Raw genomic sequence first — 18,136 nt, 5'->3', positions numbered from 1 at the left:
AAGACAAGTACTTACTCAGGATTCATTGCTCACAACTCAGAACTGTGTTGGATTCATTGCTCAGAACTGAAAGAACCCTCAGTTCTGAACCTCAACCCAACGGCGGTAAAGCTTTTGAATTTGTTTGAGAATGGCGTTAGACCCAGGTTGGGTTGAATCATTTTTGTCTGATAATTGTTGTAATTTCGTCAAGAGTCTTGCTTCTTCTGTTGCCACTTCGCCATCACTGTAAATTAAACCACTGATGGCTTCTATCAGGTTCTGGTAATCTGCTGCGCTGGGGCGATCGCCTAAATATTCCTTCACCCACTCGTCAAACTGTTCTGGCTGCACAGCAACCAATTCATGCAGCAAAGGCTGAATTTCTGGATTTGTCGCCACACCCTTTTCCTGAGCTATTTTGCGAAGATATTCTCTCTCTTCTGGCTGAATTCTGCCATCAATCCAAGCTGCACCAATCAGGATTTTAACCAAGTTTGTCACACTGGAATTATTAACCATGTATTTTTCCTCAAGGAATTAGGAATTGGTCTTCTTCCCTATTTTCCCTATTCCTCATTCCTCCTTCACGGAAAAATTTTACATTTTAAATAGTATTTCCCCTTAATTTTTGGTTTTTCTTAAGCGCACCATAAAAAAGCCATCCATGTCTTGTTGGTGGGGCAAAACTTTCATCCAGCCTTGTGCTGTGGAGTACGCACTAGCAGAGGAATCCACACTCGGAGGCTCTATTTCCCAATTTGGATTTTCAGCCAGAAATGACGAAACCACATCTTCATTCTCTTTTGGATGCAACGTGCAGGTGGAATAAACAAGGACACCATCTTGCTTGACAAAAGTAGAAGAATGTGCTAATAATTCTTTTTGAAGCACCGAGAGTTCTTCCACACTTTCTGGTGTCTGTCGCCAACGAGCATCAGCATGGCGGTGTAAAGTACCCAAACCAGAACATGGTGCATCCAGTAATACGCGGTGAGCAGTGTTTTCCAACTGGGGCATATTACGGCTGTCACCAGTGGAAATTTCGATAGATTTTAATTTCAACCGTTGAGCATTTTTTTGAAGTTTTACGAGGCGCGAGGGAGTGCGATCGCAAGCAAAAATTTTCCCTGTATCCCTCATCAACTCTGCAATGTGAGTTGTTTTACCTCCTGGTGCAGCACAAGCATCAATCACCACCTCACCTGGTTGCGGGTCGAGTAAATGAGTCACCAACTGGGCGCTACTATCTTGTACAGTCCACCAGCCCTCGTCATAACCAGGCAGATTTTGAATAGGACCAGCGTTACTGATCAATCGTAAAGCTTGCGGTAGGTGAGGAACACGTTGAAACGAAACACCAGCAGATGACAACGCCTCCTCAACTTCTTCTAGAGAGGTGCGAAGGGGATTTATCCGCAGGTCAATTGTAGGAGTTTTGTTCATCCATAAGCAAAGTTGTTCTGTTTCTGCCAAACCGAATTGTTCCAGCCAAACTTGAATAATCCAGTCAGGAAAGCTGTATAAAATACCCAAGCGTTCCACGGGGTCAGAAAATTTCTTACACAAGAAAGAAGATAGAAAACTTTCTTCATTCTTGATTCTTCCATCTTCTTTCTTTTCTAAACGAACATATTGCCGCAATAAACCATTAACAAAACCCGTCAGTCCAGAAAAGCCATTCTCTCTAGCAAGTTGCACGGTAGTATTTACAGCAGCACTTTCAGGAATTCGTTCCTGATACTGTAGTTGGTACAAGCCCAAATGCAGAATGGTGCGGAGGTCTTTTGGCTGTTGGTGAGATTTCTTTTTACCTAATTGGTCGATAAGGGCATCAAGGGTACGCTGTCTTCTGGTGCAGCCATAAACTAATTCTGTGACAAGGCGGCGATCGCTATCAGGTAGATTTGCTTTTTGCAGAACTCTATCTAGCGCAATGTCAGCATAAGCCCCCTTGTGAACGTCTCGCAAGGCAATAAAAGCAAGTTGACGGGGGGATGTGAGCAATTCAAAATTCAAAATTTAAAATTCAAAATTGGACAAGCCGATGGTAGCAAGTATCCTAGCGGTCTTGCTTGTACAAATGAAATGCATTCATGCGATGAGGTGCGTTTACGTGACCGTAACGCACCCTGGTTTCATGAAAATGAGCTTTAAGTTACTTTACAAGCTTTAACTCAAGTACACAGTGTCAACCTGGACGAGTTCAAACTCACAAGCCCTAGAAGCAGGTTCTACGGTAAATGGCGCAAAAGTTACTAAAGGTAAAAATGTGGGGTTTTGCAATAGTTCTTTTGCTAACAAGAATCCAGCGATTGTCCAAGTTTGATATTTTCTGGCTTGTTTGCCCATCAGTCGCCCTTTCTTACCGTCGTAATACTCTGGCCATTCGTCTAGATGCAAACGTGCTTCTGCAATTTCAACAGCTTTATGTCCAAGCTCTATTCTATTAGTTTTTACAGCCGCCGCTGACAACAACCACAATAAGACTGGCCAACTTCCACCGTTGTGATACGACCAAGGTCTATTTTTGGGGTCACATCCAGTGACAATCCTGTACTCTTCGTTTTCCAAAGCTGGGAAACAAATTTTCATGGGCATATCTCCCACCAAATCATCCCATCTCTCCTCGATGAGATTCATAATTGCTTGTGATTGCTCTTCACTCGTCAGATCTGAGACAACAGCCACCAAGTTTCCTAAAGAAAAGAAGCGAGTATCTAACTGCGAAGGTCCAACATTACCAACGAGAAAACCACCTTTTCTTGGCAGCCATTTGTCCAATTCATAATAGGGTAGCGAATCTGCATATATATTGAAGGGATTAGCTGCTGCTTTGCCATACTCTTCACTCTTGAAGCGATAGATCTTGTTTAAGCGATGAAGATCCATCCAATAATACTGGCGAATATGAGTCCGTAGAAGCGGCAAGCGATTATCGATCGCTGTCACAATATCTTCGTTACCTTGACAAATCAACAGCTCTCTAGCAGCACGCAATGCAGCAAAAAATAGAGCTTGAATTTCCAAGGGATGCCCATAGATACCCATACGACGGTCAATCATACAAGCCCCGTCTGGAACCAAGATCGTTGGGTACATATCAAACCGAGTTGCCAAACACAGTTCCATAATCAATCTCAAACCGTGTTGGAATTGAGGTTGATAAGCCAGAGAAAAATCTTTTGTAGCAACTACATAAGCACGCAATAAAATCACCCACCACAAGCAGGAATCAACAGGTGTGACTCGCGCAATTGCGTGTTCGCCAAAATCTGCTTCTAAATATTCTTCCTCACCATCAGATACAACTTTAAAGCTTGCCGGCATTAAACCTCGACCCGGCTTATAAGCATCTAATTGCCTTTCTTTAGGCTGTAACTTTAAGGTTTCTTCTAAAAAGTTGCGGACAATATCCGTTCTACCTTTCATTAGAAAAATGAGAGCAGAAGACACAAAATCCCGAACAAAACACTGATCGTAATTCAACGCTTCTACTGTTGCATCATAAGCAGCTACTGTCCCTACAGGACGACCTTTATAATACAGAATCGACTTTTCTAGCGCTGTCCACGCCTCTTGTTCTATACTTTCACTCGATACCAAGCCATCTAATTGCATTGTAGGGAAAACTCCTTTTATTTAGTCAATTGTGGTTTGTTGTAGATGCACCAATGATGAAGTTATTGCTGCTATTCTCATCATAACAATCCTGATTAATTGAATAGCAAATACGAACCGCTACACGAACGATAAGCACAGCAACAACGGCTCTAGCTACTCATTTTTCGCGGCTTAATTGAGAGTTATTTTCTTTGGGTTAATTATCTCTTTCTAAATGAAAGCCGTTGTTTTTTTTTACTTCAAACAGTCGCATAAACCTATTTTTTCATGATATGTTGCTCTGTTTGAAATCCAAGAACCTTGGTTTTACCAAACAAATACATATCTCAGCTACTATGTAATGTTTGCATAAGTTTGATGTTTTTCTTAAGTAGTTATACTTAAATTAAAAAGAGATAATTTGGACTATGAATGAAATAATTTGACCACGCCCATATGATAAGAATTTATAACAAATTTTCACAAGATGCAATATGGTTTTTAACTTTCTTTTTCACAGTTTAAGAAAGGCTACTTATTTTACCTCAATTCCTCTTAAATGACGAGCTTGTAATAGCTAAAAGAGATAAAACAGATAACATAAAGCGTACAAAAGTACAGGCAGAATACAGGTTTTACGCGCTGGCTTGCAGAAAAATTCATAAGCAATACAGATGAAGATAAAGTAACTTTTGAAACAGCAAAAAATTTTGTAACTTGTCTTGAAAACAGTAACAAAGCTATCTGATTTGGCAGTTTAGAAGACAGCAAAATCTACTTTTTGTTTAACAGCATTCGACACCCATTCGCCAAGTACTCCATCGTTTAGTGAATCCTTACCAAAAACAGGAATTTTCACCGTTTAGCTGAGTGCTTCATCTAAAGACAACAAAGCAAGAGCAGCTAGCTGTGTGCCAAAGTGCAGCAGCTAACGGTGTAAGGTATTGAACAAGTGTAAGCACCCGTAAAAGTAGACCCTAGGAACAGATGCATACCGCTTTTCTAGGAAGACGGCATAACCTTTGGGTACTTCCTCTACAGGAAAATCCTATTCTATTACACTGATTCAATGGAAAATGTGATTTAAAAGTCTACCTTGAAATCTAGCACTGTGCAGCCTAACCCGCTCTTCGAGAGTGCTGGAAACTCATTTTATCTCGAATCACATTCTGTACAAATCATTACAGTGGATGAGAAAGTTTGTAACTTACTGTACAAAATTCATTATTAGACACACCCTTATAAGTACTGATTAAGAATTCTTTATGATTTTTTGCATGAGTCTTAACTAAAATCACCATAACAAACAGTATCCATATATACAGAATAGCCTAAGATAAATCTTTTTGTTCAGTAAGAATCCGTAAATTATTTGAAACTTATTGTAAAGGTTGTGTAAAGTTAGACGTTTAATTTTTGCTGATCATTTAGGTAAATTCGCTCTCGTATATTTATCTTCTTTTTTACTAATCAAGTATAAATAAGCATCAGAAATCATGTTTTGCCAGTGATAATTAATTTCTTTACAATACTTAACACTTATAAAGTGCGTATTTATCAGTTTTTAAGCAAAAACTAGAAAGCAACCAGTTTTTGTGGGAAAAGTAAGAAAGTTAATTTATATACAGTTGATTTTTGTCGAAGAAGTAAAAAAATAACTTTTTTTTCTATACTAACTATAAGAAGTTTTAAGTATAAACACTACTTCGTCAAGTTAATTTTTATGTATAACTTGAATTAAGAAACCATCTACCGTATTTTCAACAGTTCAGGGCAGGTCGATTTGTCAAATTTGCAAAGAAATTGCATAGGAAAAATTCATGTTAAAAACCTCTCCAACTGTGAAAACTGCCTCAGTTGAACGACTGCTTGACCTTTGGTCAGAGCGCTTCATACTTAACTTGTCTTCCCTATCCTCAGGAAATTTGTCGCCTTACAGTTCTTTGCAGGAAGCAGCTTCAGCAGAAGGTAGAGCCTTTACCGCTGCTAAGTTGAAAGATAATGTGCTAGATGTCAACTGCCAAATGGCATGGATTCAAACAAAAGCCCTTTATGGATATATACCTAATGTTTTAGATTTGAACGAGGCGAGGCTAATAACTCAATTTGCCTTCCGAATTTATAGGAAGCTCTTAGAAATTTACCAACAGCAGTCCCTGGAGAACCATTTACTGACAGCAGGACTTGAGGACAATGTTTCTGTATTGGGGATACAAGCAGTTGAAGAGTTAGCATCCGCCTTGGAACCAATATTAATGGTATTTCAAGAGCAGCACTTAGCATCCAAGGACTGGCGTGCCCTTGGTTTTATGACTACGCAGTTAAACTTCAGCAATAAGTTAATTCTCAAGAAGCTCACACCTCCTGAGAAAATACTGCTGACTCCCTATTTAAAATTTGTTGAAGAGCAAATCGCTATGCCTTGGTATCGAGTTTGCGCTGCTGCTGCCAAGTATGAGTTAGGTTCGCCGATGTTAACGCTTGTACAGCAAATGTTACCTGTCTGTGAGGACGTTGCTCAAAGCGTTTACCGCCAACTTGTGGAATTATTGCCCAATCATCGTAGCCGTAGAGGAGGCTTGAGCGATCCAGAGGTTACATATTCATGTCTTCGTGACTTGAATATGTTCCAAGCTTATATATGGCTGTGTTTGTTAGAGGAGAGTATGACTCCATTAAAGAAGGAACTACTTCCTTTATGTGAGATGGTTGTACAGGGTGTGGAAATTCCGTGGGAAATGATAGAAAAATGGTGTCAAGTGCTGGCGGATGAGATGATCAGCCGTGTCAACCCAGAACAGCAGGAGCTGTTGCTGCCTTACATTGAAGGAATGCAGCAGCTATTCTTTGAGGAACGCGCCCGGTTGGGTTTCAGGGAGGAATCTGTTGGGGGTGTTATTTAAGGGGTAGGGGTTGGTTGGTGTGTGTTAGCTACTCGTAACGCAGCAATACAATATTGATATTCTGAATTGATATCCTGATGAAAATCAACCGATGCTTGTTGATGTCACAACCTGGTATCTAGAAATGTTAGACCCTAGGCAGTTACGCCCTGCCTTTTCTGAGAATTCCAAGCTACTCATAACACGGGCTGAAGTTCCCTCTCCTGAATTCAGTCGATTTCTCTATAGCAGTGTAGGTGGTGACTGGTACTGGATAGACCGCTTAGACTGGACTTACAGCCGATGGCTAAAATACCTAGAGAATCCGGAGCTACAAACTTGGGTTGCTTATGTCTCAGGTACACCCGCAGGATACATTGAACTAGAAGCACAGTCGGACAATAACGTCAAGATAGCTTACTTCGGTATCTTACGGCAGTTTTGGGGGCAACGGATTGGGGGACACCTGCTAAGTTTTGGAGTCAAGCAAGCGTGGGCAATGGCGGCACAGCGAGTGTGGGTACATACCTGTAGCTTGGATGGACCGTATGCACTGGCTAATTATCAGGCACGGGGTTTTCAAATTTACAACAAGGAAACGCAAACCAAAGAGTTGCCAGACGAGCCAATTGGTCCTTGGGTGGGAGCGTATCGCACACAGCTACCGTAAATTTTGATAAGCAATTGAGTCTCCTGAATCGCGCTTATTGTCGCCTAAAACTTGATAAGCTCGCATTTAGTGTGAAAATCCTCTCTCTAGATAGAAGCTAGCCACTCGTATAAGGAAATATTTTGCTTTCAGTATTGATAGTGAAAAGCCGTTGGTTGTGAGTGTTAGAACTAGAGCAACCAAGAGTCTTCATGCTGTCATGGTAGACCAAAGTATAAAAATTAATGCTAAATAAGCGCACCAAAAAAGCCAAAAAGAATTTTTTACCCTTCAATCTAAGACGGCGGCAATTTCTAAAAAACATGAGTTTGATAGCAGCAGGAGTTGTAGCAGCAATTGCAGACGGACTACTGCACCGACATGAGCAGCAAGCTACTGCTATGCGATCGCCAACACTTACAGATAAATCGAGGCTCAAGCAAACAAGAGATAGTATTGCCGATATTTGGGCAAGCGAACCCCGTATGTTAAACAATGGTCAGCTCGTGTCGATGAAAGAACTGTAGAAGAACCAGAGCGCTGGGTGCAGTCTGCCTGCGTCCTATGTTCCTACGGTTGTGCGTTAGATATTGGTGTGCGGGATGGCAAAATTGTTGGTGTGCGTGGTTGGGAAGTTGACCGCGTCAACCTTGGACGGCTTGGTCCAAAAGGTTTACACGGTTGGGTGGCAAATAATAGTCGCGATCGCCGCCTCACCCAACCTCTGATTCGCAAAAACGGAAAACTTCAGCCCGCAACTTGGGACGAAGCAATGGATTTGATTGTCCGTCGCTCCAAAGAAATTCAAGCGAAGTACGGCAGTGCAGCAATCGGTTTCTACACCACAGGTCAGCTCTTTCTAGAAGAGTCTTTATAAGCCCGATTAATTGCTTGCATTGCAGCTTTTGCACTGGCAGAACTGTTGATATCAGGGTGATACTGCCTTGCTAATCTCAGGTAAGCACCTTTTACATCCTTTAAAGAAGCAGCCTTATCTACACCCAAGACTTCCCACCATTCCTCAGATGGCATAGACTCAGCTATAGGTTCATCACTACCAAGCATTTGACGCCAAATCTTGATTGTGCCGCCTTTACCCCCGCTCACTAGTGTTTTTCCATCAGAACTGAAGGCAATGGGACTGCACCCAGAAAGGGTTTGTAGCAGTTTTCCAGTCCGTAAATTCCAAATATTGATGATGCCGTCTGTACTGCTACTGGCGAAGGTTTGTTTATCGGGGTTGATGGCAACAGACACAATTCCTGCTGAGTGTCCAGTGAGAGTATCGAGCAATTTGCCAGTGTGGAGATTCCACAGTTTGATTGTGGTGTCTGTACTACCACTGATTACAGTTTGACCGTCTGGACTGATGACAACTGTATTAACTGCTTTCAAATGTCCATTAAGAATACAGGGCTGTCCCCAATTTTTTAAATCCCAAAGTCTGACAGTTTTATCAGCACTACCACTGACAAGGATTTTGCCATTGGGAGTGAAAGCAACAGACAAAACCGCGTCTGAATGTCCATTTAAGGTACGTTTTACTTCTCCTGTGTAACGTCCCCAAAGTCTAATAGTTTTATCGCCACTACCACTTGCAAGAATTGTCCCATCGGGGCTAAAGGCAACTGAGTAAACAAAACCAGTATGGCTGTAGGGAGAGTTTAAATAAAAGAATGTACGGTTAAATTTTTTTGTATCCAGATGCCAACTGCTGATTTTGCGAGCGACACCGGTACTGGCAAGTATTCTACTATCAGGGCTAATAGCAACAGATAAAATCGCCTCTTCTTGCCCAGCAAAGGTGTACAGCCATTTTCCAGTTTTCAAGTTCCATAGACGAGTTGTTCTGTCATTGCTTCCACTTGCCAAGGTTTGATTATCGGGGCTGATGGCGATCGCATTCACCGCTGCTGTGTGTCCGCAAAGAGTCTGTACACATCTCCAAGCTTCGGGTGATGTTGGTTGGGCAGATACCAATTCTGCTTCAATGTTAGGAGCAGAGGTTTCAGTTTTTGTCTTGAATTCAGTCTTGAGCGCCTGTAACTCATCCTCAACTTCCAAAGCTGCAAATTTTTGGTTGAGGTCTTCACCAGATAAGAATGCCTCTAACTCCATCGCTGCTTCGGAATAGGCATCCATCTGCGAGACTTTTTCTTCCATCCGGTCAAAAACTTGTGCAGGAGTTTCCACACTTCCAGACTCGTCTAGCAGCTTGGCAATACCATAAGCTGCGAGTCCAATCATACCACCAATTGCTGCCATAGGTACTGTGCCAATACCAACAGCTAAACCTATTTTGGGTGCCACTAACCCCATACCACCAACGACGCTAGAAACACCAGCACCGCCTATTGCGCCAATTCCTATTGCACCCAAAGCAACAGCATCTCCCTGTGCGATCGCCTTAAAAGCGCCATAAGCAGCAGCACCAGCAACAGCACCAGCACCAACTACAGGAGCCGTTCCAATTCCAACTCCTCCAAATCCTCCCGCTAATCCCATCCCGCCTACTGTTGTGGAAATACCAGCGCCTGCTACGCTTCCTCCTGCAATAAACGCTGCGCCTGTTGTGGAGTTTTGTCCCACTTGTTGTCGTCCTTATGTAGTTTAAGTTACCTAACCTACTCACACCCCATCACTTACAAAGGGGGTAGTAGACCCGGATTCGGTATTACTGCCTGGATAGCTGCTTGCTTAGCTGCATAAAAAGCTACTTCAGCACATTTATCAATAAAATCAAATTCAGGCTTAGAAGCATGAAAAGGCTTGATACCAAGTACTTCTACTTTGTATTTTTGTTCAAGCTTTAGACCATCTGGTATGCATATGAAGCCTAATTCTAAAGCATCAACATTCTTAATCCAAAATTCGTTGCAAAAAAATGGAGGTTGGTCATACAGAGCTACTTTTAATTTGCCAGATTCGCTGCTGATATAGAATTTAATCTCGTGTACGTAAGCCATGTTTTTACTTATTCAAGTCGTTGTATTACTTGGTTTACAGTCTTAACAATTCTTTTGTATTTTTTACTTTTTTTAACTTTGCTCACACTTCTTCCATATTGGTAATAGAGAATAAACCAGAATCTGTATTTTTTTCTATAAGCATAGATATCCGACTGTTAGTGCCAAATAATTGGGATGCTAAATTAATACCTAAAATGTGAATGTTCAGGGTAGGTCGAAGTACGAGATAAACTTCATCTTCACCTCTTATTTCTGGTGCTTTACATATTTCAATTTCTAGAGAAGGGTATACAACCGATGGCATTTTTTGAAAAACTTCCTGAAACCAGGACAGTAGCTGTTTTTTATTCTGGTTTACAAAAGACTTACTATAATAATTATCAGATATTAAGTTCTGAATTCTTTGTACATCTTTTGAGTCAATGGATTTTTTGAAATCCCTAAAAAATAGCAAAATGTCTCCTTGTAAACCATAAGGATTCCATCTGTTTTCATGTGGTTCACGAAATAAAGAAATTCCTGCTTGAAAAATATCAAATAACATAATCTTAATTCCACTCAGCCTTATTTTTTTAAGGAACGTGCTCCCTTACCACGATTGCAATCTATACACAGCGTTTGCAAGTTGCTAATGTCGTTACTGCCACCTTTGGAGAATGGCACTATGTGGTCAACTTCTAGCTCGATTTGCCGCGCGCTGATGCCACAAAAAACGCATTTGTAACCGTCTCTGTGTAAAACTGAAACACGAACTGATTTGCGAATGTGGCGGGAGCGTTTACTACTATCTTGCTTTGTTTTAAATTGGGATTTGGTCGCAGCAGGTTTTTTAGTCTTTGGTTTTTTTGGTGTATCAGCTTTTAGACTATTAGCCTGATGAATCAAATCCCGAATGACACCACGCAGCAGTTTTTGCAGTGGGTTGGGAGGCTGTTTTGTCATTACTTGTTAAAGAGCCTGTTCAACCCATAAGCAGCTAGTCCAACAACTGCACCAGCTGCTACAACTGGAGCTGCTCCAATAGCCACAGCAGTTCCTCCTAGTGCTAAACCCATACCACCAACTACAGCCGCAACCCCAGCACCTGCTGCTGCTCCGCCTGCCACTGCACCTATAGCTGTCGCGTCTCCTTCTTCTATTGCCTTCTTAGCTCCGTAAGCGGCTGTACCCACAACCGCACCAGCAGCAGCAACCGGAGCCATCCCAATTGCCACGCCCCCGAAACCTCCAACTAATCCCATGCCGCCAACAACTGCGGATACACCCGCACCCGCTACGGTTCCTCCAGTGACTAATGCTGCACCTTCTACTTTATCTTTCAGTTCTTCGTCTTGTAGTGTCACTATTTTGACTTTTAATTTCATAAATATTACATATACATTAAACGAGAGAACTGTTGTTGCTCAGTAAGAATAAATGAAATTTTCCTTAGTTCTCTTGAAGCTTGTTTAAAGGTGTAATATAAAGTAGTCTTACATTTGATCGAGTTGCTGTCGCAGTGTTTCTAGTTCTGCATCCACTACCGCACTTGAGCCAGATGCTGTTGTTTGTTGACCAACTGGTAGTTCGGAATTTTGTGGTATGGCAGATTCAGATAGCATTTTTTGTACATTTTCTAGAGCAATCAAGTTTTGTCTGAGTAGAGTTAGTACTGTTTCCTGCTGCTGAATTTGAGTTTTGAGAACAACCGCAATTTTACTTTGAACTGTTTTATCAACTATGGCTTGTAAGGCTAGATTATCATCGTTGTTTTGCAGAGCTATCTGAGCTTTTTTGTTCCAGTCTTGAGCTGCTTCTTTAGCCTGGTCATAATTTTTTTGGATTTGTTCTTTACTGGTAAAAGTACTATCCACAGCCTTTTTCGTCTCTAAGATAGCCGTCTCTAAAATTGCGGTGCAGTCTTTTATTGCTGGGGAGCCATCTTCGAGTGTAAGTGGTGGAAACATCTGCTCTTTGAGTCGCTTCAATTCTTCGTCAATATCTTCAAAGTTGACCGTAATCAATTCAAAACCTTGATTATAACCATTTGGTTGTGAAATAGCTTCTGCTGGAGCTTCAGTGTCCACAAGTTTCTTTTCCACGTGTTCAAAAGCACTCGTAGTGCTACTGAGATTAAACTTTCTAGGCAAAACCTTATTTTTTGCTTCAGAAACCTTATTCTCCCAAGAAGTTAGGTTGTGCTTCAGGGTATCTACTTGGGTTGCTTGCTGCTTTACAAGGCTTCTCAGCCTATTGGCTATTGCTTCGTGGCGTTCCTTGTTGAATTGTGCTTGACGAGCTAAATCCTGATGACCTTCTTTTAGAGCAAGTTGATACTGTCTTTCCCAGTTATCCGCTTCAGCTTGAGCCTGATCGTAATCTCTTTGAGCAATTAGTTGGGCTGCGATCGCATGTGCAGTAGCTGTATGTAATTTCCCTAAAGCATAGTCTGACGAGTTAGTGGCGTCGTATTGTCCCATAAGTTTGTTTGAGTTAGCTGATTAAGCAAAGCATAAACCAGTAATCTTTTACCGTCTCGTAACAATTAATGAAATCTTGCTTAATACTTCTAAAGTTTGTGTAAAGTAAAGCTTTGGAATATCTTATGTTCTTAGTTAATAAATCGCCCTTAATATGACCTCGCGTATACAACAGATGGCATTTTTTGAAAAACTTCCTGAAACCAAAATAGTAGCTGTTTTTTATTTTGCTTCACATAAGACTTACTGTAATACTTCTCAGATATTAACTTCTGAATTCTTTGTACATTTTTCGAGTCAATTGATTTTTTGAAATACCTAAAAAATAGCAAAAGGTCTCCTTGTAAACCATAAGGTTTCCATCTAGTTTCGTGTGGTTCACTAAATAAGGAAATTCCTGCTTGAACAATATCAAATAACATAATAATTCCACTCAGTATTATTTTTTCAAAAAACGCGCTCCCTTACCACGATTGCAATCTCTACACAGTGTTTGCAAGTTGCTAATGTCGTTACTGCCACCTTTGGAGAATGGCACTATGTGGTCAACTTCTAGCTCGATCTCTTTCAGTTATTCGTCTTGTAGTGTAACTATTTTCTCTTTTAATTTCAGAGATGTTACATATACATTAAACGAGAGAACTCTTGTTGCTCAGTAAGAATAAATGAAATTTTTCTTAGTTCTCTTAAAGCTTGTTTAAAGGTATACGCTACGCTCTTCGGTAGCTTTTTAAAACGTTTTGGATGAGAAGTGTATAAGTTACATTTCATCCAATTGTTTTCGCAGCGCTGCGAACTCTTAATCAACGACTTGCTCAGATGTGGAGCTAGATGGTTGCTCACAAGGTTGTGCTTGTTTTGGGGATGTGGGAAGTCCCAGTGCCATTTGCTCTTTCAAAGCTGCCAATTCATCATCAATGTCGCCACCAGATTCCAAAGCAGCGAATTGGCTTTCTAAATTGGCACCAGCCAATTCTGCTACCGATTGAGTGTGGGCTTCTTGCAGCAAGACTTTTTCTTCCATTCTCTCGAAGGCAGCCATCGCACTGCTACTACCTAGCCGCCCAACAGTGCTTTGCAGGTGCGCTTCGGCTTTGGCAGCAGCTATCCGCGCCTTGAGCATTACTTTTTTCGCCTTTGCTTCAGAAACCTTAGTTTCAAAACCGAATAGCTTACCCTGGAGGCTATCCACTAGAGCGGTTTGCTCATCCAAGTTAACTTTGAGGGTATTAACATTCTCAGCAAAAATTTTCTTTTGCTCCAGCGCTTGCCGTGCTAGATTATCATCGCCCTTTTGCACAGCTAGCAAAGCGCGGCGTTGCCACTTTTTCTCTTCAGCTTGGGCTTGTTCGTAGTGTTGCAGAGTGCGTTTTTTAGCCGCTATCACTGGGACTACAGCCTGACGAAACTTGAGCAAGTCTTCCTGCATATCCTCAACAGCCAAGTCTAGCAGCTTTTCTGGGTCAGTTCCTTGTTGGAGTAGTTAATTCAAAGCAGCTATACTAAGCCCAGCGACAGAGCCAGCAGCTGCCATAGAAGCCATGCCAACACCAAAAGCTGTTCCCCCTACGGCTACTCCTACACCGCCAATCGCAGCAGAAACACCAGCACCTGCGGCTGCTCCAATTGCTGCTGCGCCAGCAGACGAAGCATCCCCCTCTACTACTGCTCTGTTGACGCACTCCTCGGCATAAATGTACGAGGATTCTTAAAGGTTGCTACTCCGAAAGCTAAAGCTTTACTCCGTAGCAATTCTTCTTCCTGTTTCTTTGACTCTTAACTAGGCTTCGTCTCGTGACGAACGCCCCCGTCAGACCGTCTCCGCAAGCATTTTACTTTTACATCCAGGAAGCGTCCCTCCCCAGATGGATCTGAATTTTATGGGTTTGTTTCTCTGCAATTTCTAATTGCTTCGTATTACAGGTCGCGTCACCATTACATGTTCTAGGGTGATATTTGTCTCGACAAGCCCAAACAAGGTTGAGATACCTTTAATCTGTGGTTCATTGACCACTTGTAATAATATTGTACATCTTAAACATGGGTATGCTTAGGGAAAAAGAGAAACAACAAGTGAAAACGGCGTTGCGTCGGATTTCATCCCCGGATTGAAAGGCAGGGGTTCTCATCCTCCCCAGGGTGCTTTGATAGAAGCACCAGCTATGCCTCCTATCGCCGCAAACGCTGTAGCAGTAGCATCTTTATATTTATCTGTGTCAATTTCACGATTAATATGGTTTAGTTCAGCCTTAACCATTTGGCTAATGCGGTGAAACAGTTGTTCCATAGCTCTATATTTCCTTTAGCCTGTCAAGCTTTTAAACAGCAATTTGTACCACCGCTAGTTTAGGCTAGTGAACTGTTACAGCTTCGTAAGAATCAATGAACACTTGCTTAATACTTCTAAAGTTTGTGTAAAGTAAAGCTTTGGAATATCTTATGTTCTTAGTTAATAAATCGCCCTTAATATGACCTCCCTGTCTCCTCACCAAAAAGCCAAAGCCCTGAAACCCAATAGCCGTCGCCCTGCAAAAGAACTCTGTAGCGAGTGCGGACTGTGTGATACATACTATATTCACTATGTCAAGGAAGCCTGCGCTTTTATTAATCAGCAGATAGGCGAATTGGAAGAACAAACGCACAGGCGATCGCGCAATTTAGACAACCCTGATGAGCTCTACTTTGGTGTTCATCAAGACATGATGGCGGCGCAGAAAAAGCAGCCGATTCCCGGTGCCCAATGGACTGGGATTGTGAGTGCGATCGCGATTGAAATGCTCAATCGCGGCATTGTTGAGGGTGTTGTCTGCGTGCAAAATACCAAAGAAGACCGCTTTGGTCCCATGCCCGTCATCGCTCGTACTCCAGAAGAAATACTGGCAGCTAAAGTAAACAAACCAACACTTTCGCCTAACCTTTCGGTGTTGGAACAGGTAGAAAAATCGGGGCTAAAGCGACTGCTGGTGATTGGTGTTGGTTGTCAAATTCAGGCATTACGAGCTGTTGAAAAACAACTTGGCTTAGAAAAGCTGTATGTTTTGGGAACACCTTGTGTAGATAATGTTAACCGCGCTGGACTCCAAAAATTCCTAGAGACAACCAGCAAATCGCCTGATACAGTCGTGCATTACGAATTCATGCAAGACTTTCGGGTTCACTTCAAACACGAAGATGGATCAAGCGAAACGGTGCCTTTCTTTGGACTAAAGACTAACCAACTTAAAGATGTCTTTGCCCCCTCGTGTATGAGTTGCTTTGATTATGTCAATTCTCTGGCAGATTTGGTTGTTGGTTATATGGGCGCACCTTTTGGCTGGCAATGGATTGTAGTTAGAAATGAACAAGGCAAACAAATGCTTGATTTGGTGAAAGACCAAATAGAAACTCAGCCAGTCATGTCCAAGGGCGATCGCAAAGCAGCAGTCCAACAAAGTATACCCGCCTACGACAAAGGTGTCACCCTTCCGATGTGGGCGGCAAAATTGATGGGCGTCGTTATCGAAAAAATTGGTCCCAAAGGTTTGGAATACGCCCGTTTTTCAATTGATTCTCACTTCACCCGCAATTATCTTTATGTAAAGCGCAATCATCCAGAGAAATTACAAGCGCACGTTCCAGAGTTTGCCAAGCGCATTGTTGGACAGTATAAATTGCCAGAATAATAGTTATAATTATTCTCATTTAAAACCAATACGTATTTGGTTTAAGTAGGGTGGGCAATGCCTACCCTAATTTTTTAAAATGCTTGAAAAAAATATAATTGTATACGTTATATAGGCAATTTTGAACATTTTACTTTCGTCTTCTATCCAGTGGATGCACACTGTTCGAGTTATTTCAATTAAATAAATATAAATTCATATTTACATTTTAAAAATACCTATTAAAACATAATTAACACTGTCATTAACTAAGCTTAACTTTCTAAGTATATTCTCTTCATGGATTAGTTAAGTGCGTTAGGTGTGGGAAGAAAAAGTTTTTGTGCAAAAAATTGAGAAATATATATGTGGTGTTAACTATATTAAACACTTAGCTTAGGCATGAAACGCTACAAATATTTTTCAATTTGGTCTAGGTATTGCACAAGATCTACTTATCTTTGAATGCAAATATTAAAGAGGAGACTATGGGTTTTTCACGAAGACGCTTTTTTGCTCTTGCAGGCACGACTGCTGCAACTCTTGTTGTTGGCGATGCGTTGAAGGGTCTTTATGCTAGAGCACAAGGAACATCGCTAACAACTGATGCCTATGGTCCTCTCATCCCTGACCCCAATGGCTTGTTAGACTTACCACGCGGATTTGAATATCGAGCATTTTCCCGCACAGGCGATTTAATGAGTGATGGCAGTTCCGTGCCTGGTGGTCATGATGGCATGGCTAGTTTCGCTGGACCAAATCGCACCACCATCTTAGTTCGCAACCACGAACTGAGTCCAAACTCCTCAACACAAGTTGTAGGCAATAAGTATGATGAGCTTTGTAGGGGTGGCACAACAACATTAATTGTTGGTTCAGATCGCAAACTCATTAGAGATTATGCTTCCTTAGCAGGAACGTACCGTAACTGTGCTGGTGGTCTAACTCCTTGGGGGTCATGGATTAGTTGTGAAGAAAACACCTCTACTCCAGAGACGACTCCTGAGACGATAGAACAGCCAGCAAATTCTGGTATCTTCGTACCGAATCCGAACAAAGTTTCAAAGCGCCACGGTTATAACTTTGAAGTTCCAGCACTCCGCAGACCCAAAAACGGTACTGTTGACCCTGTACCTTTAGTAGAAATGGGTCGGTTTAACCACGAAGCTGTCGCCATAGACCCCAGAACAGGAATTGTCTATGAAACAGAAGACCAAGGAGATAGCCTCTTCTATCGCTTCATCCCCAATCAACCAGGTAACTTACAGGCAGGTGGTATCCTTGAGGCTCTAAAAATTAAGGATATGCCTAAAGTAAATACCAAAACCAATTTCCCTGTACGTAAATCATTCGAGGCTGAGTGGGTTCGTATTGAAGATTACGATCCTTATGAAGACACCGTGCGCAAAGAAGGTTTTGCAAAGGGAGCCGCACAATTTGCTCGCGGCGAGGGAATATGGTATGGCAATGGAGAATTTTACTTCTGTGCTACAAGTGGCGGCGCTAATAGTGGTGGTCAGGTTTGGCGTTACATTCCTGGCAGAACTGCCAAAGAAGGTGGCACCATCGAACTGTTTGTCGAGCCAAACGATAAAAGCATATTAGATATGCCTGATAACATCGTCGTGGCTCCTTTTGGCGACCTGATCCTTTGTGAAGATGGTGATGACGATCAGTTTGTTGTCGGGGTGACTCCTAAAGGGGAACTCTACAAATTTGCTCGTAACGCCATTAACGACAGAGAGTTCGCTGGTGCGTGCTTCTCTCCAGATGGTCAAACTTTGTTCGTGAACATCCAAACCCCCGGCATCACTTTTGCTATCTGGGGACCTTGGAATAAGGCTTAATGTTTCGCGCAAAGACGAGCCAGCGCTGCAGGAGGAGCGCTAGCCATGCAGGCGGGTCTCCCGCCGTAGGTGACTGGCGTTGGTTTCCCGACAGCCAGGCGACTGGC

18 protein-coding genes and 1 pseudogene are annotated in these 18,136 nt (G+C 42.0%); 7 read left to right on the top strand and 12 right to left on the bottom strand.

The window, feature by feature from the left end; genetic code table 11:
- Positions 1-78: 78 nt before the first annotated feature.
- The 3 genes from ACM0OZ_RS13890 to ACM0OZ_RS13880 all read right to left on the bottom strand — a co-directional run bounded on the left by ACM0OZ_RS13890 (position 79) and on the right by ACM0OZ_RS13880 (position 3,600).
- Positions 79-501, bottom strand: coding sequence for a TerB family tellurite resistance protein (locus ACM0OZ_RS13890; protein ID WP_414583403.1), 423 nt, complete (start codon positions 499-501; stop codon positions 79-81).
- Between the two features lie 102 nt (positions 502-603).
- A complete protein-coding gene (locus ACM0OZ_RS13885; RefSeq protein ID WP_414583402.1) occupies positions 604-1,998 on the bottom strand; it encodes a 16S rRNA (cytosine(967)-C(5))-methyltransferase in 1,395 nt (464 codons plus the stop codon).
- A 153-nt stretch (positions 1,999-2,151) separates the two neighbouring features.
- Complete coding sequence (locus ACM0OZ_RS13880; RefSeq protein ID WP_414583401.1) at positions 2,152-3,600, bottom strand: glycoside hydrolase 100 family protein; 1,449 nt, start codon at positions 3,598-3,600, stop codon at positions 2,152-2,154.
- A 1,802-nt stretch (positions 3,601-5,402) separates the two neighbouring features.
- Here ACM0OZ_RS13880 and ACM0OZ_RS13875 point away from each other — a divergent pair.
- The 4 genes from ACM0OZ_RS13875 to ACM0OZ_RS13860 all read left to right on the top strand — a co-directional run bounded on the left by ACM0OZ_RS13875 (position 5,403) and on the right by ACM0OZ_RS13860 (position 7,990).
- The gene (locus ACM0OZ_RS13875) at positions 5,403-6,485 is read left to right on the top strand and encodes a hypothetical protein (protein ID WP_414583400.1); all 1,083 of its coding nucleotides are present in this window, start codon (positions 5,403-5,405) and stop codon (positions 6,483-6,485) included.
- Between the two features lie 91 nt (positions 6,486-6,576).
- The gene (locus ACM0OZ_RS13870) at positions 6,577-7,134 is read left to right on the top strand and encodes a GNAT family N-acetyltransferase (RefSeq protein WP_414583399.1); all 558 of its coding nucleotides are present in this window, start codon (positions 6,577-6,579) and stop codon (positions 7,132-7,134) included.
- A 224-nt stretch (positions 7,135-7,358) separates the two neighbouring features.
- On the top strand, positions 7,359-7,640 hold the full coding sequence (locus ACM0OZ_RS13865; RefSeq protein ID WP_414583398.1) for a hypothetical protein: 282 nt from the start codon (positions 7,359-7,361) through the stop codon (positions 7,638-7,640).
- Entirely contained in the window at positions 7,580-7,990 is a 411-nt protein-coding gene (locus ACM0OZ_RS13860; protein WP_414583397.1) for a molybdopterin oxidoreductase family protein, read from the top strand. Before ACM0OZ_RS13865 ends, ACM0OZ_RS13860 begins: the two co-directional genes overlap by 61 nt.
- On the opposite strand, the gene ACM0OZ_RS13855 is transcribed toward ACM0OZ_RS13860, so the two are convergent.
- The 8 genes and pseudogenes from ACM0OZ_RS13855 to ACM0OZ_RS13820 form a co-directional block, all read right to left on the bottom strand.
- On the bottom strand, positions 7,963-9,702 hold the full coding sequence (locus ACM0OZ_RS13855) for a DnaJ domain-containing protein (protein ID WP_414583396.1): 1,740 nt from the start codon (positions 9,700-9,702) through the stop codon (positions 7,963-7,965). The two genes, ACM0OZ_RS13860 and ACM0OZ_RS13855, sit on opposite strands and share 28 nt — an antisense overlap.
- 53 nt (positions 9,703-9,755) lie before the next feature.
- Positions 9,756-10,079: a hypothetical protein gene (locus tag ACM0OZ_RS13850; RefSeq protein ID WP_414583395.1), complete on the bottom strand. Its 324-nt coding sequence runs from the start codon at positions 10,077-10,079 to the stop codon at positions 9,756-9,758.
- Between the two features lie 82 nt (positions 10,080-10,161).
- Complete coding sequence (locus tag ACM0OZ_RS13845) at positions 10,162-10,626, bottom strand: hypothetical protein (protein ID WP_414583394.1); 465 nt, start codon at positions 10,624-10,626, stop codon at positions 10,162-10,164.
- Positions 10,627-10,646: 20 nt separating this feature from the next.
- Entirely contained in the window at positions 10,647-11,024 is a 378-nt protein-coding gene (locus ACM0OZ_RS13840) for an HNH endonuclease (protein ID WP_414583393.1), read from the bottom strand.
- A complete protein-coding gene (locus tag ACM0OZ_RS13835) occupies positions 11,024-11,446 on the bottom strand; it encodes a hypothetical protein (protein ID WP_414583392.1) in 423 nt (140 codons plus the stop codon). The genes ACM0OZ_RS13840 and ACM0OZ_RS13835 overlap by 1 nt, the downstream gene beginning before the upstream one ends.
- A 108-nt stretch (positions 11,447-11,554) precedes the next feature.
- The gene (locus tag ACM0OZ_RS13830; protein WP_414583391.1) at positions 11,555-12,541 is read right to left on the bottom strand and encodes a PspA/IM30 family protein; all 987 of its coding nucleotides are present in this window, start codon (positions 12,539-12,541) and stop codon (positions 11,555-11,557) included.
- 439 nt (positions 12,542-12,980) lie between these two features.
- Positions 12,981-13,103, bottom strand: coding sequence for an HNH endonuclease (locus ACM0OZ_RS13825; protein ID WP_414583445.1), 123 nt, complete (start codon positions 13,101-13,103; stop codon positions 12,981-12,983).
- Between the two features lie 237 nt (positions 13,104-13,340).
- Positions 13,341-14,024 (bottom strand): annotated as a pseudogene (locus ACM0OZ_RS13820) (PspA/IM30 family protein); the annotation flags it as partial.
- Between the two features lie 58 nt (positions 14,025-14,082).
- Between ACM0OZ_RS13820 and ACM0OZ_RS13815 the strand changes: the two are divergent.
- Complete coding sequence (locus ACM0OZ_RS13815) at positions 14,083-14,235, top strand: hypothetical protein (protein ID WP_414583390.1); 153 nt, start codon at positions 14,083-14,085, stop codon at positions 14,233-14,235.
- Positions 14,236-14,666: 431 nt separating this feature from the next.
- Here the strand turns inward: ACM0OZ_RS13815 and ACM0OZ_RS13810 are convergent, their stop codons facing one another.
- Positions 14,667-14,828 (bottom strand): hypothetical protein, encoded by a 162-nt coding sequence (locus tag ACM0OZ_RS13810; protein ID WP_414583389.1) that lies wholly within the window; start codon positions 14,826-14,828, stop codon positions 14,667-14,669.
- A gap of 181 nt (positions 14,829-15,009) precedes the next feature.
- Here ACM0OZ_RS13810 and ACM0OZ_RS13805 point away from each other — a divergent pair, with 181 nt between their 5' ends.
- Both ACM0OZ_RS13805 and ACM0OZ_RS13800 read left to right on the top strand, forming a co-directional pair.
- On the top strand, positions 15,010-16,203 hold the full coding sequence (locus ACM0OZ_RS13805) for a Coenzyme F420 hydrogenase/dehydrogenase, beta subunit C-terminal domain (RefSeq protein ID WP_414583388.1): 1,194 nt from the start codon (positions 15,010-15,012) through the stop codon (positions 16,201-16,203).
- A 467-nt stretch (positions 16,204-16,670) separates the two neighbouring features.
- The gene (locus ACM0OZ_RS13800) at positions 16,671-18,029 is read left to right on the top strand and encodes an alkaline phosphatase PhoX (RefSeq protein ID WP_414583387.1); all 1,359 of its coding nucleotides are present in this window, start codon (positions 16,671-16,673) and stop codon (positions 18,027-18,029) included.
- The last annotated feature ends 107 nt before the right edge of the window (positions 18,030-18,136 follow it).

Origin of the sequence: Scytonema sp. PCC 10023 (assembly GCF_963920835.1) — a bacterium.
Classification (GTDB): domain Bacteria; phylum Cyanobacteriota; class Cyanobacteriia; order Cyanobacteriales; family Nostocaceae; genus Kalymmatonema.
The sequence above is the reverse complement of the archived record's forward strand: the minus strand, read 5'-3'. Positions and strand labels throughout refer to the sequence as shown.